13 protein-coding genes are annotated in these 23,870 nt (G+C 71.8%); 11 read left to right on the forward strand and 2 right to left on the reverse strand.

Annotation, left to right across the window (positions count from 1 at the left end; all coding sequences use genetic code 11):
• Window positions 1–91: 91 nt before the first annotated feature.
• Window positions 92–2,101, forward strand: coding sequence for a DNA helicase RecQ (gene recQ / locus F6J85_RS00850; protein WP_150923440.1), 2,010 nt, complete (start codon window positions 92–94; stop codon window positions 2,099–2,101).
• Window positions 2,102–2,157: 56 nt separating this feature from the next.
• On the opposite strand, the gene F6J85_RS00855 is transcribed toward recQ, so the two are convergent.
• Complete coding sequence (locus tag F6J85_RS00855) at window positions 2,158–2,727, reverse strand: TetR/AcrR family transcriptional regulator (protein WP_150923441.1); 570 nt, start codon at window positions 2,725–2,727, stop codon at window positions 2,158–2,160.
• A gap of 57 nt (window positions 2,728–2,784) precedes the next feature.
• Here F6J85_RS00855 and F6J85_RS00860 point away from each other — a divergent pair, with 57 nt between their 5' ends.
• The 3 genes from F6J85_RS00860 (at window position 2,785) to F6J85_RS00870 (ending at window position 6,558) form a co-directional block, all read left to right on the forward strand.
• A complete protein-coding gene (locus F6J85_RS00860; RefSeq protein ID WP_191906695.1) occupies window positions 2,785–3,423 on the forward strand; it encodes an NAD(P)-dependent oxidoreductase in 639 nt (212 codons plus the stop codon).
• On the forward strand, window positions 3,420–4,319 hold the full coding sequence (locus tag F6J85_RS00865) for an SDR family NAD(P)-dependent oxidoreductase (protein ID WP_150923443.1): 900 nt from the start codon (window positions 3,420–3,422) through the stop codon (window positions 4,317–4,319). The genes F6J85_RS00860 and F6J85_RS00865 overlap by 4 nt, the downstream gene beginning before the upstream one ends.
• 133 nt (window positions 4,320–4,452) lie before the next feature.
• On the forward strand, window positions 4,453–6,558 hold the full coding sequence (locus tag F6J85_RS00870) for an acyl-CoA dehydrogenase family protein (protein WP_150923444.1): 2,106 nt from the start codon (window positions 4,453–4,455) through the stop codon (window positions 6,556–6,558).
• 144 nt (window positions 6,559–6,702) lie between these two features.
• Here the strand turns inward: F6J85_RS00870 and F6J85_RS00875 are convergent, their stop codons facing one another.
• Window positions 6,703–7,020 carry a hypothetical protein gene (locus F6J85_RS00875; RefSeq protein WP_150923445.1) on the reverse strand — a complete coding sequence of 106 codons (318 nt, stop codon included), beginning with the start codon at window positions 7,018–7,020 and terminating at the stop codon, window positions 6,703–6,705.
• A 51-nt stretch (window positions 7,021–7,071) separates the two neighbouring features.
• On the opposite strand from F6J85_RS00875, the gene F6J85_RS00880 reads away from it, so the two are divergent.
• From F6J85_RS00880 to F6J85_RS00910, 7 genes are all read left to right on the forward strand, one after another.
• A complete protein-coding gene (locus F6J85_RS00880) occupies window positions 7,072–7,647 on the forward strand; it encodes a DNA-3-methyladenine glycosylase I (protein WP_150923446.1) in 576 nt (191 codons plus the stop codon).
• A 332-nt stretch (window positions 7,648–7,979) separates the two neighbouring features.
• On the forward strand, window positions 7,980–9,491 hold the full coding sequence (locus F6J85_RS00885; RefSeq protein ID WP_150923447.1) for a DEAD/DEAH box helicase: 1,512 nt from the start codon (window positions 7,980–7,982) through the stop codon (window positions 9,489–9,491).
• A 166-nt stretch (window positions 9,492–9,657) separates the two neighbouring features.
• Window positions 9,658–10,251 carry a TetR/AcrR family transcriptional regulator gene (locus F6J85_RS00890; protein ID WP_150923448.1) on the forward strand — a complete coding sequence of 198 codons (594 nt, stop codon included), beginning with the start codon at window positions 9,658–9,660 and terminating at the stop codon, window positions 10,249–10,251.
• Window position 10,252: 1 nt separating this feature from the next.
• The gene (locus tag F6J85_RS00895) at window positions 10,253–12,508 is read left to right on the forward strand and encodes an LLM class flavin-dependent oxidoreductase (protein ID WP_150923449.1); all 2,256 of its coding nucleotides are present in this window, start codon (window positions 10,253–10,255) and stop codon (window positions 12,506–12,508) included.
• A gap of 191 nt (window positions 12,509–12,699) precedes the next feature.
• The gene (locus tag F6J85_RS00900) at window positions 12,700–15,063 is read left to right on the forward strand and encodes an ATP-binding cassette domain-containing protein (RefSeq protein ID WP_150923450.1); all 2,364 of its coding nucleotides are present in this window, start codon (window positions 12,700–12,702) and stop codon (window positions 15,061–15,063) included.
• Between the two features lie 76 nt (window positions 15,064–15,139).
• Window positions 15,140–17,596 carry an acyltransferase family protein gene (locus F6J85_RS00905; protein WP_238707018.1) on the forward strand — a complete coding sequence of 819 codons (2,457 nt, stop codon included), beginning with the start codon at window positions 15,140–15,142 and terminating at the stop codon, window positions 17,594–17,596.
• A 193-nt stretch (window positions 17,597–17,789) separates the two neighbouring features.
• Complete coding sequence (locus F6J85_RS00910; protein ID WP_150923451.1) at window positions 17,790–23,861, forward strand: Ig-like domain-containing protein; 6,072 nt, start codon at window positions 17,790–17,792, stop codon at window positions 23,859–23,861.
• Window positions 23,862–23,870: the final 9 nt, after the last annotated feature.

A 23,870-nucleotide genomic window follows, 5' to 3' on the forward strand; every position in this document is an offset into this window, starting at 1 on the left:
CCGCGAGCACCCGCCGTCGCCCGGAGGGTGCCCGTCCACCGATCGGCGGTACGGGTGCGGCTGCGTCGGGGGAGCGGGTTACCGTGGAGGGGTGAGTGCGCCCGGATACGACCCCGACCCGGGATACGCCGACCTCGAAGACCCGTACGCCGGGTTCGACTGGGACCCCGACGACGCTCCGCCGCCCGACGACCTCTTCTCGCCGCCCCCGCCGGGGGATGCCGCGGGCTTCGGACCGGTCGCCGGCGCCGCATCCGTCCCGGGCCTGGACGCCGCGGTGCGCGACTTCACCGGGCGCGATCCGCGCGACGTGCTGCACGAGGTCTACGGCTACGACACGTTCCGCGGCGATCAGGGCGACGTCGTCTCGCACGTCATCGGCGGCGGCGACGCGGTCGTGCTCATGCCCACCGGCGGTGGCAAGAGCGTCACCTACCAGGTGCCCGCGCTCGTGCGGCCGGGCACCGGGCTGGTCGTGAGCCCGCTCATCGCCCTCATGCACGATCAGGTCGACGCGCTCGTGGCCAACGGCGTGCGGGCGGCCTACCTCAACTCCACCCAGAGCCCCGGCGAACGGCAGGCCGTCGAGCAGGCGTACCTCGCCGGCACCCTCGACCTCCTCTACGTCGCGCCCGAGCGGCTGAACGGCGCGCAGACCCTCAACCTGCTCGCGCGCGGCCGGCTCAGCGTCATCGCGATCGACGAGGCGCACTGCGTGTCGCAATGGGGACACGACTTCCGCCCCGACTATCTCGCGCTCGGCGACCTCGCCGACCGGTTCCCCGGCGTCCCGCGCATGGCGCTGACCGCGACGGCGACGCCCGCGACCGCGCGCGAGATCGTCGAGCGCCTGCGCCTGGACGGCGCCCGCCGGTTCGTCGCGAGCTTCGACCGTCCCAACATCCAGTACCGCATCGCGCCGAAGGTCGAGCCGCGCAAGCAGCTGGCCGCCTTCATCCGCGCGCAGCCGGAGGGTTCGGCCGGCATCGTCTACGCCCTCAGCCGCAAGACCGTCGACCAGACCGCGGAGTTCCTGCGCGGGCAGGGGATCGACGCGCTGGCCTATCACGCGGGTCTGGACGGCTCCGTCCGCGCCGCCCACCAGTCGCGGTTCCTCCGTGAGGACGGCGTCGTGATGGTCGCGACGATCGCCTTCGGCATGGGCATCGACAAGCCCGACGTCCGCTTCGTCGCCCACATCGATCTGCCCAAATCGGTCGAGGGCTACTACCAGGAGACCGGTCGCGCGGGCCGCGACGGCGAGCCGGCCGTCGCGTGGATGGCGTACGGACTCGGCGACGTCGTGCAGCAGCGTCGCATGATCGACCAGTCGCCCGGTGACCGCACCTTCAAGATGCGCCTGGGCCAGCACCTGGACGCGATGCTGGGGCTGTGCGAGACCGTGGCCTGCCGCCGGCAGAACCTGCTCGCCTACTTCGGGGAGCACGCCGGCGCGTGCGGCAACTGCGACACGTGCCTCGAGCCGCCCGAGACGTGGGACGGCCAGGTCGCCGCGCAGAAGCTCCTCTCCACGATCGTGCGCCTGCAGCGCGAGCGCGGGCAGTCCTTCGGTGCCGGGCACCTCGTCGACATCCTGCGCGGCGCGAAGACCGACCGCATCGCCACGCAGGGGCACGACAAGCTCGCCACCTACGGCATCGGCGCCGACCTGTCGGATCAGGACTGGCGCAGCGTCGTGCGGCAGCTGCTCGCACGGGGACTCCTCGTCGCGCAGGGCGACTACGGCACGCTGGGCCTCACCGAGGCCAGCGGAGGAGTGCTGCGCGGCGAGACGCCCGTGCCGCTGCGCCGCGACACGCTCGGACGCACCGGCGGCGGGCCGCGCGTGCGCAAGTCTTCCGCGGCCGAGTCGGTGGATGCCGGCGACCGCGACCTGTTCGAGGCGCTGCGGGCCTGGCGGGCCGAGCAGGCGCGGGAGCAGGGCGTTCCGGCCTACATCGTCTTCGGCGACGCGACGCTGCGCGCGCTCGCCGAAGCCCGCCCCTCCTCCCTCGGCGATCTGGACGGCATCACCGGCATCGGCGCCAAGAAGCGCGAGGCCTACGGCGACCGCATCCTCGCCGTCGTCGCCGCCCACTGACGCCGCGGCGGGGGCTGCCCAGACCGGGCCAGGTCACCGGCTGCATGCGGCGGGCGTCACGGTGACGTCCACACCCCGACAGCGGCGACGCAGCGCTCGATCAGAGCCGCGTCGGCGGGAGCTCGCTCGATGGTCGCCCGATAGTAGAGGGGACCGATCGCGAGGGCGGCCGCATCCGAGAGCTCTCCCCTCAGGGAGAGCTCGCCTGCCCGCTCCGCTTCCGTGAGGGCCGAAGCCAGGCGCTGCGATACCGCGGCGGCGAAACCCGCGCGCCGGGCGTCCATGCCCGGGTTCCACAGGGCTGCGTTGGCGAGGGTCGTCGCGACGGCTCGCACCGCATCGAGCTCCAGCTGGCGTGCGAGCGAGGTGAGTTCACCGGTCAGCCACGGCCGGAACGGAGCGGCGGGCGACTCGAAGAACGGCAGGGGAACGGTGGTCATCGCCTCGGCCAGGAGCTGTTCCGGCTGCGGCCAGTGCCGGTACACGGTGGCGCGGCCGATCCCCGCGTGCTCGGCGATGCGCTGGTGGGTGACCGCGACGGGGCCGTGCGCGAGGAGCAGTTCGCGCGCCGCATCCAGGATCGCCTGCCGGCTGCGCAGGAAGCGGGGGTCCGGCTCGTCCGTCACGCGATCAGTCTATGAGACATGTTGACTCAAAAGCCAGCGCGTGGGATCCTCTCGGCTATGAGACAGAATGTATCGAAACGCACCATTCTTCTGCTCGGTGCCACGGGACGCACGGGTCGCCACGTCGTCGCCCGAGGCGGCGGGGCGGGGCATGCGGTCGTCGCCCTCGTCCGGCGCGAGGGGACCTTCGCACCCGAGAGCGGAGTGCGTGAGGTGGCCTGGACCGGTGTCTCGGACGGGGCGGGGCTGCGCGACGCGCTCGAGGGGGTGGACGTCGTGATCAGCGCACTGGGAGGTTCTGCGACGGGCGTCACCACCGTGTGCACCGACGCGATGCGCACCCTCGTCCCGGCCATGACGGCAGCCGGCGTCCCCCGGCTCATCGCCGTGAGTGCGCACGGGGCGCGCGAGACCCATGACCGGTCGCTGTACGCGCGGGCGGTGTGGTCGCGAGTGGGCGAGAAGATGGCCGACAAGGAGTCGATGGAGCCGCTCATCGCCGCCTCCCGCCTCGACTGGACGATCGTCCGGCCGCCGATGCTCCGGGACGGCCCGGCGACGGGCGCCTACCGCACCGGGGAGGATCTGCCGATCCGGCTCTGGCACTTCATCGGCCGCGCCGACCTCGCCGACTTCCTCGTTCGCGAGGCGGAGGAGCCGCACTACGTTCGCCGCTACCCCCGGATCCGTCGATGAGCGTCGCCGGTCGCGTCGCCGTGGTCACGGGAGCCACCGGCGGCATGGGGCGGGTCATCTCCCGGGAGCTCGTCCGCAACGGCATGCACGTCGTCGCCGTGGCCCGAGACGCCTCTCGAGCAGAAGCCGTGCTCTCCCAGGGCATGCCGGGCAGCGGCACGTGGGAAGTGGTCGCCGGTGATCTCTCGGATCGAGCGGGCGTCATGCGGGTCGCCGGCGCGATCGCGGATCGTCACGATGCCGTGCATGTCCTGGTCAACAACGCCGGGGCGCACTACGCGCACCATCGACGGTCATCGGACGGCATCGAGATGCACATCGCCGTCGACTATCTGGCCGCGTTCGGCCTGACCGTCCTGCTCGAGGAGCAGCTCCGGCGGGGCAGGGCGCGGGTCGTGAACGTCGCCTCGGACAGCCTCCGCGACACCCGCCGCATCACGCTCCTGGGCACGCCGCGGCCGGTCACGCTCGACGTGGGCGGTCTGGATGACCTCGCGCGCCTCAACCCGGCGGCGGGCTTCATCCCCTTCGAGGCCTACGCGCGGGCCAAGCTGCTGACGGTCACCGCCGGCTACCGCCTCGCCCGCACCTTCGCCGGCGAGGTCACCGTGAATGCGGTCCACCCCGGCATCGTCTCCACCGACATCATCGACAGCCTCATCCCTGCCCCGCTCCGGCCGCTGGAAGGGCTCATCCGCCCCATCCTGCTCACCCCCGAGCAGGGTGCCGCGGCCACCCTCCGCCTTGCCGTCGACGCGGCGCTGGAGGGTGTCACCGGGCGCTATTTCGTCCGCGCGGCCGACACCCCGACGCCGCCCATCTCCTACGACCCCGACGTGCAGGATCGGCTCCGGGAAACGAGCGACCGCTTCTTCCGCGGTGATGCGGTCGCCTGAACTGTGCGGGGAGCACAAGGAGGGGCGCCGACGTCGACGACCCGCGTTGTGGGGATAGGCCAACCAGCTTGGAGGGCGGTTGTGGGAGTCCTACGGTGAAAGTCGATTCTCGTCCCGCCGAAAGGTGTTGAACATGGCTGACGCCGCCGTCCGACCGACCACGCCCGCCGAAGACAAGCGCACCCCCGCGGGGGGCGCCCCCACCGCCGCGCACACGGCGGCCGAAGCATCCGAAGCCCAGATCGACGTCACCGCCGTGACGAACCTGCTGCTGGGGACGTGGGCCGACACGCGCCGCACGGCGCGCGAGATGATCAAAGACCCCGCCTTCTGGCGCGTCGACGGCCTGTCGATGGCGGAGCACCGCGAGCGGGTGCTGAGCCAGCTGCACCTGCTGGTGGAGAACAAGGCCGTGCACCGCGCGTTCCCCAAGCGCTTCGGCGGCAGCGAAGACAACGGCGGCAACATCGCCGGCTTCGAAGAGCTCGTCGTGGCCGACCCGAGCCTGCAGATCAAGTCGGGCGTGCAGTGGGGTCTCTTCGGCGCCGCGGTGCTGCAGCTGGGCACGCAGGAGCACCACGACAAGTGGCTCCCCGGCATCATGAGCCTGGAGATCCCCGGCGCCTTCGCCATGACCGAGACCGGGCACGGCTCGGATGTCGCGGCCATCGGCACGACCGCCACGTACGACCCCGAGACCGAGGAGTTCGTCATCAACACCCCGTTCCGCGGGGCGTGGAAGGACTACCTCGGCAACGCGGCGCTGCACGGCATCGCCGCGACGGTGTTCGCGCAGCTCATCACGAACGGCGTCAACCACGGCGTGCACTGCTTCTACGTGCCGCTGCGCGACGACAACGGCGACTTCCTCCCCGGGATCGGCGGCGAGGACGACGGGCTCAAGGGGGGCCTCAACGGCATCGACAACGGCCGCCTGCACTTCGACAGCGTGCGCGTCCCGCGCACCAACCTCCTCAACCGCTACGGCGACGTCGCCCCCGACGGCACGTACTCCAGCGAGATCGCCAGCCCCGGCCGCCGCTTCTTCACGATGCTCGGCACGCTCGTGCAGGGCCGCATCTCCCTCGACGGCGCCGCATCCTGGGGTTCGGCCCTGGGCCTGTACATCGCGATCACGTACGGCAACCAGCGCCGCCAGTTCGACTCCGGCCTCGGGACGCCCGAGGTCGTGCTGCTGGACTACGGCAAGCACCAGCGCCGCCTCCTGCCGCGCCTGGCCACGACGTACGCGCACATCTTCGCGCACGATGAGTTCCTGCAGAAGTTCGATGCGGTCTTCAGCGGCGTCACCGACACCGACGACGACCGGCAGGATCTGGAGACCCTCGCCGCCGCGCTGAAGCCGCTGTCGACGTGGCACGCGCTGGACACGCTGCAGGAGGCGCGGGAAGCGTGCGGCGGAGCCGGGTTCCTGTTCGAGAACCGTCTGGTGGGCCTCCGGCAGGACCTCGACATCTACGCCACGTTCGAGGGCGACAACAACGTCCTGCTGCAGCTGGTGGGCAAGCGCCTGCTGTCGGACTACGGCCGGCAGTTCAAGGGCAAGGATGCCAAGGCCCTCGCCGCCTTCGCGGTCGGTCAGACCGCCGGCAAGGTGTTCCACGGTGCGGGCCTGCGGCAGTTCGGCCAGGCGGTGAGCGACTTCGGCTCGACCGCGCGTGCCGTCGAGCGCGGCCTGCGGGCCGACCAGCAGCACGAGCTGCTCGCCGGGCGCGTGCAGCAGATGGTCGCCGATCTGGCCGGTCGGCTCCGCCCGGCCGCCAAGCTGTCCCCCGAGGAGGCCGCGGCCCTGTTCAACGCGAACCAGGCCGAGCTGATCGAGGCCGCCCGCGCCCACGGCGAGCTGCTGATGTGGGAGGCGTTCACGGATGCGGTCAACAAGACGCAGGGCGAGAGCACCCGCACCGTGCTGACCTGGCTGCGCGACCTGTTCGGCCTGACCGTCGTCGAGAAGCACCTCGCGTGGTACCTCATCAACGGGCGCCTGTCGGCTCAGCGCGCCGCGGCCGTGTCGAGCTACATCGATCGCCTGTGCCTGCGGCTGCGGCCGCACGCTCAGGACCTCGTGGACGCCTTCGGCTACGAACCCGAGCACGTGCGCGCGCCGATCGCCTCGGGCGCGGAGCAGGCCCGCCAGGACGAGGCGGCGGCGTACTACGCCGAGCTCGCCGCATCCGGCAGGGCGCCCGTGCCCGAGCGCAAGCCCGCGAAGAAGTAGCCCCAGCCCCCGCCCCCGGCACAACCGCGGACATCGTCCGCGCCACGCCGGGGGCGGGGTTCGTTTTGCGGCGTGTCGCCGACGATCCCCGCCGTTGTGCGCAGCCGCGGCGGAGACGGACGGATGCTCGGGCGAGTCGGCGGTTCAGCCCGCCGGCCGCCACGCGGCCACGAACTGCGAGACGGACATCTCGTCGAGGTCGCGCCGGGTCGCCTGGAGCATGTGGTCGGCTTCCTGCGGCTGCCCCGCAGCCACGCGCAGCACCTCCGCGCCCGTGTCGATGCGGGTGACGACGAGGTCCATTCCGGGAAGCAGCTCGTCGGTGCCGCCGCTGACGAGGGCGATCGCGTACGACGAGACCACCCGCACGGCCTTGTTCAGCCGGCTCATGCGACGATCTTCGAGCCTCGCCTGCAGGATGTCGGCGGCGCGGGTGCGGGAATCCGGATCGGGAGAGGTCATGCCTCCACCTTTCCGCATCCGCACGTCGGAGCGGATGGATAGGGTGGCGCCGTGACCACCGAGGTGCGAACCGGAGCCGACGGCGTCGCGCGCTGCGCGTGGGCGGCGGATGATGCCGAGTACCTCCGCTACCACGACGAGGAGTGGGGCGTCCCCCTCCACGGCGACCGCGCGCTGTTCGAGAAGATGAGCCTGGAGGGCTTCCAGGCCGGTCTCTCGTGGATCACGATCCTGCGCAAGCGCCCACGCTTCCGGGAGGTGTTCGCCGGGTTCGAACCTGAGCGGGTCGCCGCCTTCGGCCCCGACGACGTCGAGCGGCTCATGCAGGACGCCGGCATCATCCGCAACCGCGCGAAGATCGAGGCCACGATCTCGAACGCGCGCCTGGTCGCCGGCATGGCCGACGGCGAGCTCGACGCGCTGATGTGGTCGTTCGCGCCCGCGCCGCGCCCGCGCCATCCCGTCTCGTTCGCCGACGTGCCCGCCGTGACCCCCGAGTCCACGGCGATGAGCAAGGCGCTGCGCGCGCGCGGATTCCGCTTCGTCGGACCCACCACGATGTACGCCCTCATGCAGTCCGCGGGCATGGTCGACGACCACGTCGAAGGGTGCTGGCGCGCCGGGTGACGCGCGTCGCCGCCGCGCCGCGAATCTCCCGTCCGCGAGCGGAGGAGATGCCGGGAAAGGAGGAGAAATCCGGCCCGATCGGTCCTCCGTTGCCGATCCATCCTCCGCTCGATGCGAGCCGACGGCGCGTCACCGGGTAGACTGGACCTACTGCGGAGCGATTCCTGCTCCCTGCGTCGTCGAACGCATCGGCCCCCTTCGAGAATCTCAGGGACCAGGGCCCGAACTTTCACGGCGAACGGATGCGTCGCCCGACGCCTTCGCCAATCTTCTGCGGCTCAGCCGCATTCTGATCCGCCGTCTGCGCGTCTGCGCGTCGGCATGAAAGACATATGACTGCTCCTACTTTCGCCGATCTCGGCGTGCCCACTCCTCTCGTCGACGTCCTCGCTTCGCAGGGCATGACCGAGGCCTTCCCCATCCAGGCCGACACGCTCGCCGACACCCTCGCCGGGCGCGACGTGCTGGGGCGCGGGAAGACGGGCTCGGGCAAGACCCTCGCCTTCTCCCTCCCGCTGGTCGCTCGCCTGGGCGCGAAGACCTCGACGCGCCGCGGACGTCGTCCGCGCGCCCTGGTCCTGGCACCCACGCGTGAACTCGCGAACCAGATCGACGCCGTCATCAAGCCCCTCGCCGCCGCATACGGCCTGACGACCACCACCGTGTACGGCGGGGTCAACCAGCGCCGTCAGGTCGACGCGCTCGCCGCCGGCGTCGACATCCTCGTCGCGTGCCCCGGTCGCCTGGAAGACCTCATCAGCCAGGGCTTCGCGAGCCTGGACGACATCGAGATCACCGTGCTCGACGAGGCCGACCACATGGCCGACCTGGGCTTCCTGCCGGGCGTCACGCGCCTGCTCACCCGCACGCCCGCCGGCGGACAGCGCATGCTGTTCTCGGCGACGCTGGACAACGGCGTGGACAAGCTCGTGCGCAAGTTCCTCCGCAACGAGGTGCTGCACTCGGTCGACGAGGCCACCTCGCACGTGGCCGCGATGACCCACCACGTCTTCGTCGCCGCGGATGCCACGGCCAAGACCGCGCTCGTGCGCACCCTCGCGTCCGGCTCGAGCCGCCGCATCCTCTTCACCCGCACGAAGCACCAGGCCAAGAAGCTGGCCCGCACGCTGACGGCCGCGGGCATCCCGTCGGTCGACCTGCACGGCAACCTGTCGCAGCCCCAGCGCGACCGCAACCTCGCGGCGTTCAGCGCCGGCACCGCCCGTGTCCTCGTGGCCACGGATGTCGCCGCGCGCGGCGTGCACGTCGATGACATCGCCCTCGTGGTGCACGTCGACCCGCCCGTCGAGCACAAGGCGTACCTGCACCGCTCGGGCCGCACCGCCCGTGCCGGCAGCGCCGGTGACGTCGTGACCGTGATGCTTCCCGAGCAGCGTCGCGACACGCTCGACATCCTCCGCAAGGCCGCCATCTCGGCCACGCCCACCCCGGTCACCCCGGCCTCGGCCGAAGTGACCGCCCTCGTCGGCGAGGTCGCGGCGTACGTCACGCCCGCTCCCGTCGTCGCCCCGCAGCAGCGCGGCGGCGGCTCCTCGCAGGGTGCCAACGCGCAGCGCAAGCGCGCGGCCCGCGGTGGCGCCCCGGCCGGCTCCGGTCGCTCGGGTGGCCGCTCCGACGGAGCCGCCAACGGTCGCCGTTCCGGCGGCCGTGGTGCAGCGCCCGTGGGTGCCGGCGCTGCCGCCTCGACCGCGGGTTCCCGCTCGGGCGGGCACACGGGATCGCGCTCCAGTGGGTCCGCGGCCGGAGCTCGCCCCAGCGGCATCCGCGTCGGCGACGTCGTGCGCGGTAACGGCGCACGCTCGAGCCGTCGCGCTCAGGGCTGACCCGGAGCATCCACCTCTTCTCGTCCGCGAGACTGCACGCCACCGGCGAAACCCCGACATCATGTCGCGGTCTCGCCGGTGGCGTGCTGTTTCGCGGGAACGGAGTTCGCGGGGGGCGAAACGCCGAAACGGATGAGTCATCCGTTTCAGGAGTACGCTAGCGCCCATGACTCGCCTTCGAGCCGACGCCGCACGCAGCCGTGACGCGATCCTGTGCGCCGCGCGGCGCATCCCTCGCGGCGAGCTGAGGCTCAACGACGTCGCGCGCGAGGCGGGCGTCGGTGTCGCGACCGTGTATCGGCACTTCCCGACGGTCGCGGCGCTGTCCGAAGCGCTCTCGCTCGATTCGATCCAGCGCCTGCGGGTCCTCGCGGGCGAGGCGGAGCGCACGCCGGACGCCGGCGCCGCACTGCACACGCTCTTGGCCGCCGCGCTCGAGCTGCAACTCGCCGACGAAGGCGTGCAGGCGGTCATCACCGCGCCTGACGCCGAACTGGGTGCGGCCCGCGAGGCAAAGTGCGCATTCGTCACGAGCCTGCGCGCGGCACTCGAGCGCGCACAGGTTGCCGGGGCCGTGCGTCCGGACATCACCGTCGACCACGTGCGGCGGATGCTGTGCGGCATCGAGCACGCGGTGCGCCTCGGCTCACCCGATGACCGGCCGATACTCCTCGACGTCGTCCTCGGCGGCCTCCGCCCCGCGCGGGCCGCCGAACCCTCTTCTTCTTCTTCCCCCACCCCTCAGACAGCAGGGAGCTGACATGGATTACGGTCACGGACTCGAGTTCGGAGCCTTCATCACACCCACCGCGGTCGACCCGCAGGTTCCGGTCACCCTCGCGCAGATGGCGGAGGCCTCCGGGCTCGACCTGGTCACGTTCCAGGACCACCCGTACCAGCCGGCGTTCTTGGACACCTGGACCCTCATGACCTACGTCGCCGCGCAGACGGAGCGCGTGCGCATCGCGCCGAACGTGCTGAACATGCCGCTGCGTCCGCCCGCCGTCGTCGCGCGCGCCGCCGCGAGCCTCGACCTCCTCTCCGGCGGACGCTTCGATCTCGGGCTCGGCGCGGGCGCGTTCTGGGATGCGATCGAGGCCATGGGTGAACCTCGGCTCACGCCCGGTCAGGCCGTGACGGCACTCGAGGAGGCCATCGTGGTCATGCGCGAGCTGTGGGACACGTCGGCGCGCGGCGGCGTCTTCACCGACGGCCGGTACCACCGCGTGCACGGGGCCAAGCGCGGCCCGCGCCCGGCACACCGCATCCCGTTGCTGATCGGGGCTCTCAAGCCGCGGATGCTGGCGCTGACCGGTCGGCTCGGAGACGGCTGGCTGCCCTCCGAGGCCTACATGCAGCCTGGCGACCTCGCGCGCGGGAACACCGCGATCGACGAGGCGGCCGAGGGGGCCGCGCGTGACCCGCGGGAGATCCGCCGCCTGCTGAACGTGGCTCCGCCCAGCGGTGATGTGAGCGCGTGGGCCGCGAAGATGGCCCGGTATGCGCTCGAGGATGGCGTGTCGACGTTCATCGTGGCCAGCGACGATCCGCGAGTGTTCCAGGTCGTGGGCCAGGAGCTGGCACCGGCGGTGCGGGAGCTGGTCGCCCGTGAGCGCGGAACGCGCGGCACCACGGAGGCGCCGGTGCGATCGGTCGCCTCGCTCGCGCGGCGACGGGCGGGCATCGACTACAACGGTGTGCCCGCGGGCATGCGCGCGATCGAGCCGGGCGACTTCACGTACGCCGACGTGAGCTCCACCTACCTCCGCGGCGGTGCGCCGGGCATCGTCCTGCAGCCCGACTCCACGGCGCAGGTGGTCGAGGCCGTCACATATGCGCGGCGACACCGGGGGGTGCCGCTCGGGATCCGCAGCGGCGGGCACGGCATCAGCGGGCGCAGCACGAACGATGGCGGCATCGTGATCGATCTGCGTCGGCTCAACGCCATCGAGGTGCTCGACGCGTCCCGCCGGCTGGTGCGCATCGGTCCCGGGGCGCGGTGGCGAGAGGTTGCCGCAGCGCTGGATGAGCACGGCTGGGCGCTCAGCTCGGGCGACTACGGCGGGGTCGGGGTCGGCGGGCTCGCCACGGCCGGCGGCATCGGGTTCCTCGTGCGCGAGCACGGTCTCACGATCGATCACCTGCGTGCCGCCGAGGTGGTACTCGCCGACGGCTCGGTCGTGCGCACGGACGCCGCCACCCACCCCGAGCTGTTCTGGGCGATCCGCGGCGCGGGCGCGAACGTCGGCATCGTGACGAGCTTCGAGTTCGAGGTCGACGAGGTCGGCGAAGTCGGATGGGCTCAGCTGGCGTTCGACGCCTCCGACACCGAAGAGTTCCTCACCGGCTACGGTGCCGTGATGGCGGCGGCTCCGCGCGATCTGACGGCGTTCCTCATCATGGGCGCCCGCCGGCCGGGTCAGCCCCGCATTGCGCAGATCATGGCGATGGTCGACTCCTCCGATCCGGACACGATCATCGCGCGACTGCAGCCGTTCGCCGAGCTCGCGCCGCTCGTGCAGCAGTCGGTGCAGGTTACGAGCTATGCGGGCGTCATGGCCAACGCCGACCTCGGGCCCCAGCACGGGCGCGGCGAGCCGCATGCCCGGTCGCTTCTGCTGAGTGAGATCACGCCGGAGTTCGCGGCGGAGGCCGTGCGGATGCTCGATGCGGGCGCGTCGTACTTCCTTCAGCTCCGTTCCGTCGGCGGGGCCGTGAGCGACGTCGGAGAGGACGACACCGCGTACTCGCACCGCGCGGCGCAGTTTTCCGTGGTGGCGCTCGGCGCCGATCCGGTACGTCTGGACGCGGCGTGGGAGGCGGTGCGCGTGCACGGACGCGGCATGTACCTGAGCTTCGACTCGTCCACGAGGCCCGAGCGCATCCTCGACGCCTTCCCGCCGGACAAGCTCGAGCGGTTGCTCGCCCTGAAGCACGAGGTCGATCCCGACGGCCTGTTCGTGGACAACTTCTCCGTGGCGCAGTACGACGCCGCGGAGGTCGCCGCCGCGTCCTGAGCCCGCTACGCAGCGAGACCGCATCCCCGCGACGAGACCGCGACATGATGTCGCGGTCTCGTCAGCACGCTGCAGTCTCGCGGATCTTGACCTCGCGGGGATGGGGCGCGGAGGCGGATCGGTCAGGAATGCGGAAGCGGGATGTCCGCAATGTGCGGAACACTGGGCACACCGACCGAGGAGGAGCACGCATGGCCGCAGCATCGCCCGAGTCCACCGCATCCGCGCCGGACAGCCATGACGTCATCCGCGTCGTGGGGGCGCGGGAGAACAACCTGCAGGGCATCAGCGTGGAGATCCCCAAACGGCGCCTCACGGTGTTCACCGGCGTGAGCGGATCGGGGAAGTCGTCCCTCGTGTTCGGCACGATCGCGGCCGAATCGCAGCGGCTGATCAACGAGACGTACCCGACGTTCGTGCAGGCGTTCATGTCGACGCCCCCGCGGCCCGAGGTGGACGCGCTGGAGAACATCAGCCCCGCGATCCTCGTCGATCAGGAGCGCATGGGCTCCAACGCCCGCTCCACGGTGGGCACGGCGACCGACGTGCACGCGATGCTGCGGATGCTGTTCAGCCGCCTGGGCGTCCCGCGTGTGGGGTCTCCGCAGGCGTTCTCCTTCAACGTCCCCTCCGTGCGCGGTGGCGGCGCGATCACTTCCGAGCGCGGGGGCAAGACCGTCAAGGAGCGTCGCTCGTTCGAGATCACCGGCGGGATGTGCCCGCGGTGCGAGGGCCTGGGCGAAGTGAGCGAGGTCGACCTGGACGAGCTGTTCGACCGGACGAAGTCGCTCGCCGAGGGCGCGTTGACGATCCCCGGCTTCAACGTCGACGGCTGGATGGTGCGGCAGTTCACCGAGTCGGGATTCCTCGACCCCGACAAACCGATCCAGGACTACACCGAGCAGGAGCTGGCCGACTTCCTCCACAAGGAACCGGTCAAGGTGAAGATGCAGGGCATCAACATCACCTACGAGGGCCTCGTCCCCAAGATCACCAAGAGCATGCTGCAGAAAGACCGCGACTCGCTGCAGGCGCACATCCGCGCCTTCGTCGACCGCGCCGTGCGCTTCACCGCGTGCCCCGACTGCGGCGGCACGCGCCTGAACGAGGGTGCCCGCTCGTCGAAGATCGACGGGGTCGGCATCGCGGATGCGACGGCCATGCAGATCACCGACCTCGCCGCGTGGCTGCGCACCATCGACGACCCTGCGGTGGGTCCGCTGATCGCCGGGCTCCGCGACACCGTCGACTCCTTCGTCGAGATCGGCTTGGGCTATCTCTCCCTCGACCGCGCCAGCGGCACGCTGTCCGGCGGCGAGGCGCAGCGGACGAAGATGATCCGGCACCTGCGCTCGAGCCTGACCGACGTCACCTACGTGTTCGACGAACCGACCGCGGGCCTGCATCCACACGACATCCAGCGGATGAACGCGCTGCTGCTGGCCCTGCGCGACAAGGGCAACACGGTGCTCGTGGTCGAGCACAAGCCGGAGGTCATCGCGATCGCCGACTTCGTGGTCGACCTGGGTCCGGGGGCGGGGCGCGACGGCGGCCGCATCCAGTTCACCGGGGATGTCGCGGGCCTGCGCTCCTCCGACACGCTCACGGGGCGCCATCTCGACCACCGCGCGCGGCTGAAGGACTCCACGCGCACACCACAGGGCGCCCTGGAGATCCGCGGCGCCACGCAGCACAACCTCAGGAACGTCGACGTCGACGTGCCCCTGGGCGTGCTCACCGTCGTCACCGGCGTGGCCGGGTCGGGCAAGTCGTCGCTCATCCACGGCAACCTCACGGGCCTGGACGGCGTGGTCATCGTCGACCAGGCGCCCATCCGAGGGTCGCGGCGGAGCAGCCCGGCGACGTACACGGGAGTGCTGGATGCGGTGCGCTCCGCCTTCGCGAAGGCCAACGGCGTGAAGCCGGCCCTGTTCAGCGCGAATTCGGAGGGCGCGTGCATCGCGTGCAAGGGGCTGGGCGTCATCATCACCGACCTCGGGTTCCAATCCACCGTGGAGACGGTGTGCGAGGTGTGCGAGGGCACCGGGTTCTCCGACGAGGTGCTGCAGTACCGGCTCGATGGGAAGAACATCTCCGAGGTGCTGTCGATGTCGGCCGCCGACGCGGCGGAGTTCTTCCCCAAGGGCCCCGCGCACACCACTCTCGCGCGCATGGTCGATGTCGGCCTGGGCTACCTGACGCTCGGGCAGTCGCTGAACACGCTGTCCGGCGGTGAGCGGCAGCGCCTGAAGCTGGCGATCTCGATGGCGAAGTCGGGCGCGGTCTACATCCTGGACGAGCCGACGACGGGCCTTCACCTGGCCGACGTCGACAACCTCCTCGGGCTGCTGGACCGTCTCGTGGACGCCGGCAACAGCGTCATCGTGATCGAGCACCACCAGGCGGTGATGGCGCACGCCGACTGGATCATCGACATCGGCCCCGGTGCCGGGCGCGACGGCGGGACGATCGTCTTCGAGGGGGCTCCGGCCGACCTCGTCGCCGACGCATCCACCCTGACCGGTGAGCACCTCGCGGCCTACGTCGCGTCCTGACGCGCGAGGGCTGCCGTGCGCACGGCGCGGCGGCCGACGCCCCTAGACTGAGCGCCGGCCGTACCCCGTAGAAACCGTGACCTCGAACCCGACCTCCCCCCGCGCGCCGATCCGGCGAGACATCCAGGGGCTCCGCGCGCTCGCGGTCGTGATGGTCATCGCCACCCACGTCGTGGGGTGGCCCGGCGGCGGCTTCGCCGGTGTCGACGTGTTCTTCGTCGTCTCCGGCTTCCTCATCACGGGGCTGCTCCTGAGGGAGGTCGCCGAGACCGGCCGCGTCTCGCTGCGAGAGTTCTTCGGGCGCCGCATCCGCCGGCTGATGCCGGCTGCAGTCCTCGTGCTGCTCGCCGTCTGCGTCGCGGCGTTCTTCCTCTTCAACCGTGCGCGGGCCGATGCGACGTGGGCGGATGCGGTGGCCGCGGCGCTGTTCGTGTCGAACTGGCGTTTCGCGGCCGAGGGCACCGACTACTTCTCGGAGGCGGCGGTCAGCCCGCTGCAGCACTTCTGGTCGCTGTCGGTCGAGGAGCAGTTCTCCCTCGTGTGGCCCGTGCTGGTGGTGGTCGCGGTGCTGCTGGCGCCCCGTGACGGTCGCCGGGGCCGGGCGGGACGCGCGGCCGTGGGCGCGGTGGCGCTGCTGGTGGGCGCCGCGTCGTGGGGATGGGCCGTCGCCCAGACTGCCGCCGAGCCCACGGTGGCGTACTTCTCCACGACGACGCGGGCGTGGGAGCTCGCCGTGGGAGCGCTGCTCGCCGTGGCCGCTCCCGCGCTGGCCCGCATCCCCGCCGCGGTCGGCGGCCTCCTGCAGTGGGCCGGTCTTGCCGGCGTGGTGTGGTCGTGCCTCGTGATCGACCCGTCGTCGGCCTTCCCCGCGCCGTGGGCGGTGCTGCCCGTCGCGGCCACCGCGCTCGTCGTGGCGGGGGGAGTGGGCGGCGATCCCCGCCACCGGCACCTCTTCCCGCTCACCAACCCGGTCAGCGTGTGGCTGGGAGACGTGTCGTACGCGCTGTACCTGTGGCACTTCCCCGTGCTCGTGTTCGCGGGGGTGCTCCTCCCGGCCGGCGACGGGACCACCGCGATCGTGCTGGTCGCAACGGCCGTTCTGGCGGTGTCGACGTACTACGGCGTGGAGCAGCCGCTGCATCGCTCACCGCTCCTGCTGCGCCGGGCGGCGAGGCCGGCGCTCGCCGCCGCACCGCAGACGGAGGACGAGCCCGCCTCGGTGCTCGAGCCCGCCTCCGCCCCGCCGCGCGACCCGGCCCCGGCGCCGCCGCGCGAGCCGGCATCCGCCCGGCACGGAGTCGTGACGACGCGCCCCGCCGGGTGGGTGCCGGGGCAGCGGTACTACCCGGGCCGGCAGCCACGCCCCGACCGGGCGCCCGCCGCACCGCCGCCCGCGGCGCAGCATGCACCGCCGCGCGGGGCGCAGCACGCACCGCAGCCCGCGCCGGTGGTGGTGGCTGCGCCGGTCCAGGCGCCGTTGCGCCGGCTGCCGCTGCGACCGGCGGAGCCGGCGGGCGCACCCCCGTCGCCGTGGGCGCAGTGGCGCGCGCGGTACGGCGCTCAGATGGGGATGTCGGCGGCCGCTCTCGGCATCGGGGCGATCGTGGTGGTCCTGATGCTGCAGACCGCGTTCGGCTCGCCGGTGATCGGGCCGCTCGTGCCGCCGGTGGCCGACCCGGTGGCCGCCCCGGCGGAGGACCCGACGGCCGCGCTGCAGGCAGAGCTGGCCGAAGCGGTGTCGGCGGAGGCATGGCCAGACCTCCGTCCCTCCCTCGACGAGGTGATGGCGGCTTCCTCCAGCGTCAATCCTGCGCGCGACTGCTTCGCTCCCGACGTGCCGGTCGACTCCGGCCGGTGCACGTGGGGCGATGCGGATGCCGCGCGCCACATGTACCTCGTGGGCGACTCCACGGCGATGTCGTATGCGCCGGCGTTCAAGAAGCTCGCGGAAGACAGCGGAGGTACATGGCGGATCACCACGGTGGGGCTGTACGGCTGCCGTTTCACCGACGTGCTCGTGCAGAACCCCGATCCGGCCGTCATGGCCGCCTGTCCGCAGCGCAAGCTCTACGTGCGGGCGCTCATGGCCGCCGAGCCGGCCGATCTCGTGGTGGTCTCCAACGCCTACACGCTGGGGCGCACGGTGGAGGGGCGTGATCTGTCCGCGGCCGACCTGCTCGCCGCGACGCACGCGGAGGTGTCCGCCTATGGCGCGGCCGGCGTCGTCTACCTGGCGCCACCGCCCCCGGGCGGCGACCTGGCGCGCTGCTTCTCGCCGGTGACCGCCCCGGCGCAGTGTCTGACGGCGGTCGACCAGACGTGGCGCGACATGCACGCCGCAGCCGAGGCGACGGCTGCGGCCACGCAGGCCGACGCGATCGGTTCGCTCGAGTTCAGCTGCTGGCAGGACGCGTGCCCCGCCTTCGCGGGCGACCTTCCGATCCGCTACGACGCCACGCACCTCACGGTGCCGTACGCCGAGCACATCACGGGATTCCTATCCTGGAGCATGAGTGCCCGCGGGCTCCTCTGAGCCGGTACCCCGGCACGGGCCGCAACCGAATGTGCCGCGAACGGCATGGACCGGATACCCAGACGGCGCGAGCGCTGAGCAAGCGGCGGCAGGCGGTGGCGTGCGGTCGTGTACTCTCCCGCTAGGCTGAGGGGGATTCCGCCCGCTCTGACGGGTAATCCGCTCGTTTTCGCCCGGGGGAGGCAGACGTCGCGTGAGGTCGTTCACATGGCTGCGACGACGCCGCCGGACACTCATGTCCGCCGGCGTCGTGACCGTGTCCGCGCTGGCGGTCACGACGATGGCGGTCGCCTATCAGGGCTTCCCCACCACCGAGGTCGACCTCCACGACGGCGGCGTGTGGATCACGAAGCAGTCCAGCGTGCTGGTGGGGCACTTCAACCATGAATCCCGCGTGCTCGACGCGGGCCTGCGCGCCGCGAGCGACGAGTACGACATCCTCCAGGAGAGCTCCACCGTCCTCGTGGTGGACCAGGCCGAGTCCACCGTGACGGCGGTCGACCCGGCGATGGTCATGCTCACCGACACCGCCGACGTGCCTCCCGGCGCCAAGGTCGCCCTCGGCGGTCCGACGATGGCCGTGCTCGACACGGCGTCGGGCTCGCTGTGGATCACCCCCGCACGCGCTGCCGGAGCGTTCACGATCGAAGGCGCCGAGCCGGTGACCGAACTCGGCAAGGGGGCCGACGTGGCGGTCGGCCGCGACGGCACCGTGTACGGCGTCTCGGCGGAATCGGGCGAGATCGTCACGGTGCCCGTCACCGCGGACGGCGAGACGGGGGACGCGGCCCGCCGCGGCATGGAGGGCGTCGACGAGAACGCCCAGCTGTCGATCACCGTCGTGGGGACGACGGCGGCCGTGCTGGATGCCGACACCGGCACCGTGCACACCACCGGCGGCCTGCGCGCCGAAGTGGACGGGGCCGAGTCCGCCGTCCTGCAGCAGCCCGCCGCCACCGGCGACGCGCTCGTGCTGGCCACCGCATCCGAGGTCGTGCGGGTGCCCTTCGACGGCTCCGAACCCGCCAAGACCCCCTCCGGTGCGGGGGAGGGCGCGCCCACGGCGCCGGTGACGCTCGCCGGCTGCACGTATGCCGCGTGGAGCGGCTCGGGTGGGTTCGTGCGTGACTGCTCCGGAGACGCGAACGACCTCGCGATGCAGATCGAAGACCTGGAGCCCACCGCGCAGCTGCGGTTCCGGCAGAACCGCGACGTCGTGATCCTCAACGACGTCATCGGCGGCGCCGCGTGGATGGCCACCGACGCGATGCAGCGCGTGGACAACTGGGACGACATCATCCCGCCCGAGGGCGACTCGGAAGAGGACGAGCAGACCACCGAGGAGACGGTCGAGACGACGCTTCCCGAACGCACCGAGGTGAACACCCCGCCGATCGCCGCCGATGACGACCTCGGGGTGCGGCCGGGCCGCACGACGGTGCTGCCGGTGCTCGACAACGACACCGACGCCGACGGCGACATCCTGGTCGTGAGCCTGCCCGACGGTGAGCCGGGGCTCGGGGAGGTGCAGCCGATCCACGACGGCTCCGCGCTGCAGATCGCCGTGCCCGAGGATGCCTCGGGGTCGGAGACCTTCCGCTACGAGATCGAGGACGGCCGCGGCGGCACCGACACCGCCAACGTGCGGCTCAGCGTCCGCGGGTGGGATGTCAACGCCCCGCCTGAGCCCAAGCGCGTCACCACGGTCGTCGTCGAGGCCGGCGGCGCGATCACGTACAACGTCCTGCCGGATTGGACCGACCCCGACGGCGACGAGGTCTTCCTCGCCTCGGTCGTCCCCGCCGAAGGCGACGAGGCCGACTTCACCGCCGACGGCCGCATCACCTATCGGGCGATCGGCGGCACGCAGGGGCGCAAGGACGTGCCCATCATCGTCTCCGACGGCTCGGAGGTCACCGAGGGCATCGTGCGCTTCGACGTGCGTCCCCCCGGCTCCACCGTCCCGGTCACCAACGCCGATCACGTCGTGGTGCGCGCCGGGCAGTCCGCGACCGTCGCACCGCTGTCCAACGACACCAGCTCGGGCCGGGAGACGCTGCGCCTGACGCGGGTGGACGAGGTTCCCGGGGCCGAGATCGTCCCCGACTACCCCAACAAGACCTTCACCTTCCGCTCCTCGGCGCCCGGCACGTACTACGCGCAGTACCTCGTGGCCGCCGGCCCCAACGCCGTGCCGGGCCTCGTGCGCATCGACGTGCTCCCCGACGCCGACACCGACCTGCCGCCCGTCGCGGTGCGCGATGTGGCGCTCCTGCCCAGCGGCGCCGACGTGCTCGTCAACGTGCTCGCGAACGACAGCGATCCCTCCGGCGGGATCCTCGTCGTGCAGTCGGTGACGGTGGATCCCGCGAGCGGCATCTCGGTCGCGGTCATCGGTCACGAGACCCTCCGCATCACCGATCAGTCGGCCCTGAGCGAGCAGACGCGCATCTCCTACCGCATCTCCAACGGGCAGCAGACCGCGGAGGGTGAGGTCGTCGTCATCCCGGTGCCCGCGCCCGACCAGCTGCGACCGCCGGTGGCCAGCGATGACACGGCGGTCGTCCGCGCCGGCGACGTCGTCACCATCCCGGTGCTCGACAACGACTACCACCCCAACAACGACACGCTCCGACTCGCCCCCGACCTGGTGGAGCCGGTGCCCGCCGCGGAGGAGGGCACGATCTTCGTGTCGCAGGACACCGTGCGCTTCCGGGCGAGCGATGAGCCGGGCACGGTGTACGCCACCTACGAGGTGGAGGATTCCACCGGCCAGAAGGACGCCGGATACGTCACCATCCAGGTGCTCCCCGTCGACGCCGAGACCAACCAGGCCCCGCGCCCCCGCGACATCACCGGCCGTGTGCTGGCGGGATCCGAGGTGCGCATCCCGGTGCCGCTGGACGGGCTCGACCCCGACGGCGACTCGGTGGAGCTGATGGGGATCGACTCGGCGCCGTCGAAGGGCCGCGTCAGCGAGGTCGGGGCGAACTTCCTCAGGTACGAGGCGTTCGAGGGCGAGAGCGGGCCGGATGCGTTCACCTACCGTGTGCGCGACCGCTTCGGCGCCGAGGCGATCGCGTCGATCCGCGTGGGCATCGCCCCGGCCGAGGCGGCCAACCAGGCCCCCTACGCGGTGAAGGATGCCGTCGTCATGCGGCCCGGGCGCGAGGTGGCGGTGCCGGTGCTGGCGAACGACTCCGATCCCGAGGGCGACGCGATCACGCTCGTCTCCAACGGCCTGATCATGGCCGATTCCGGCGGCCTGGAGGCGCGGGTGCTCGGTGACCGGGTGGTCGTGACCTCCCCGGGCGAGCCGATCGAGACGAGCCTGCAATACACGATCCGCGACGCCCGGGGGGCCGAGGCGCGGGCAGTCCTGCAGGTCACCGTGGCCGAAGACGTGCCGCTGCAGCGTCCGATCGCGCGCGATGACCGGGTGCGCCCGACGGATGTGGAGGACGAGGCCTCCGTCGACCTCGACGTGCTCGCCAACGACGAAGACCCCGACGGCACCGTGGATGCGCTGGAGATCTCGGTCGAGGCGGCAGGCGCGCGAGTGCTCGGCGACGGCGTCGTGCGGCTGCCGATCCTCGAAGAGGCGCAGCTGGTGATGTACACGATCACCGACCGCGACGACCTGACCGCGTCGGCGTTCATCCACGTGCCAGGCCTGCGCGACCTGCCGCCCGTGCTGATCTCGACCGAGGGCGTCGAGGTCAAGAGCGGCGAGACCATCAGCATCCCGCTGTCCGAGCACGTCCGCGCCGCCGGGGGCCGCGACGTCGTCATCACCGAGGCAGGCAAGGTCAGCGCCGCACACGCGAACGGCGCCTCGCTCGTGGAGGACGAGAGAACCCTCGTCTACACGTCGGCCGACGGCTACTTCGGCCAGGACGCCATCACGTTCGAGGTCACCGACGGCACCGGACCCGACGACCCCGAGGGTCGCAAGGCGACGCTGACACTGCCGGTGACGGTGCTGCCGCCGGACAACCAGCAGCCGACGTTCGTCAACGGCCAGATGGACGTCGCTCCCGGCGAGGACGCCACCGGCCTCGACCTCGTCGCGCTCACGACCGACCCGGATGAGGGCGACCTCGAGGGGATGCGGTACACGATCGTGGGCGGATCGCCCAGCGGCATGAGCGCCTCCGTCGACGGTCAGACGCTGCGGGTCAGCGCCGAGGCCGACACGCGCAAGGGCACCACGGCCGAGGTGCGGGTGCGGATCGACGACGGCGAGACCGACCCCGTCGAAGGGACCGTGACGGTGCGGGTGACCGCATCCACGCGTCCCCTCCCCACCGCCAACGACGACGTGCTGCCCGAGGCCGATCAGGGCCGGACCATCTCGGTGCCGGTGCTCGCGAACGACTTCAATCCGTTCCCCGAGACGCCGCTGAAGGTCGTCGCGGCGTCCACCGAGACCGGCGAAGGCGTCGCCCAGGTCAGCGGCGACCAGGTGTCGGTCACGCCGTCGGCGAGCTTCTTCGGCACGATGGTCGTGCGCTACCGCATCCAGGATGCGACGGCCGACGTCGATCGCGAGGTCGAAGGCCGCATCCGCCTCACCGTGCAGGGCCGCCCCGACGCCCCCGGCGTCCCGACGGTGTCGAGCGTGCAGGACCGCACAGTCGTGCTGTCGTGGACGCCGCCGCCGAACAACGGCGCCGCGATCACGGGCTACACCGTCACCTCGACGGCGGGCAACTACACGCGCGAGTGCCCGGCCACCACGTGCACGCTGAGCGGGCTGACGAACAACGTCGAGTACAACTTCGTCGTCACCGCCACCAACCGCGTCGGCGAGTCCGACCCGTCGGCCCCGTCGGAGACCGCGCGTCCCGACGCGCGCCCCGACACCCCGGCCCCGCCGACGCTGCGCTTCGGCGACCGCTCGCTGAATGTTGCGTGGACCACGCCGAGCACCCCGGGTTCGCCGGTCGAATCCTTCACGCTCGAGATCTCGCCGGCACCGCCGTCGGGCATCACGCAGAAGACGGCGTCGGGCAATTCCCTCGTGTGGGAGGGGCTGGAGAACGGCACCGCCTACCAGGTGCGCGTCCAGGCGCACAACCGCGCGCCCGAGCCGTCGAGCTGGAGCGGGTACTCGGCGACGGAGATCCCCGCCGGTCCGCCGGCCGCCCCGGGGGCACCCTCGACGACACGGCTGGACCCGGTCGGCTCGCAGGCTCAGTTGCAGGTGTCGTGGGCGGCCCCGAACCCGAACGGCGACGCCATCTCCGGCTACCGCCTCAACGTGCTGCGCGGTGGCGCCCTCGTCAACACCATCTCCGTCGGCGCGGGGCAGACCTCGCAGGCGGTCGTGGTCGAGCCCAGCCGCACCGACTACTCGTTCACCGTCGCCGCCGTGAACAAAGCCGGTTGGGGCGCCGACAGCGCGCCGTCCGCCCCGCGGCGCGCCTTCACCCCGCCGGGTGCGCCGCAGGGCGTGAGCGCGTCCACGCCCTCGCCCGACAACTCCATCCACGTCGCGTATCAGCCGGCGGAGACCAACGGCGCCGATGCCGGCGCGGTGCGGTACGAGTACAAGCTCAACGGCGGCGGCTGGGCGCCCCTGAACGGCAACCGGATCACCAGCGGCATCTCCAACGGCTCCGGCTACACCGTGACGCTGCGCGCCGTGACGACCCAGGACGGCACGACGTACGCCAGCCCCGACTCCAACACCACCGCGCAGGTGATCCCGTACGGACCGATCCAGGCGCCCGGCGCGAGTGCGCGTGGGAGCGGGACCCAGATCGAGTTCGCGTGGTCGCCGCCCGCGGCGAACGGGCGTGCGATCACGAACCTGGAGATCAAGATCGCCGGAGGCGGCTGGGAGCAGGTCGCTGTCCGCAGCGGTTCCCGCACGGTGAACTTCGGGTACAGCGAGAAGCACACGATCCAGGTGCGTGCGACGGATGCCGCCAATCAGACGTCGACCGCGAGCGCGGAGGCCCGTACCGACAACAAGCCCGAGCCCGACCCCCCGCGGGCCTGGGTGAGCCGCGGTGGCGGCGTGAACAACTCGCAGTGCTCGACCGCGTCGTGCGCGTACTTCGCCGTGAACACGAAGGACTTCCCGGCCGGGACGTACCGCGTGTCGTGCCACAGCGGGCCGGACGGCGAATTCACCTCGGGCAGCAACAAGGCGCTCCCGGCCAACGGCGTCACGCAGCTGGGCTGCTTCTACGGCAAGCCCGGCACGCAGGTGTGGGTGGAGATCGACGGCAAGGCGTACGAGAAATCCACCTGGTGATTCGACGAA

Origin of the sequence: Microbacterium lushaniae (assembly GCF_008727775.1) — a bacterium.
Taxonomy (GTDB): domain Bacteria; phylum Actinomycetota; class Actinomycetes; order Actinomycetales; family Microbacteriaceae; genus Microbacterium; species Microbacterium lushaniae.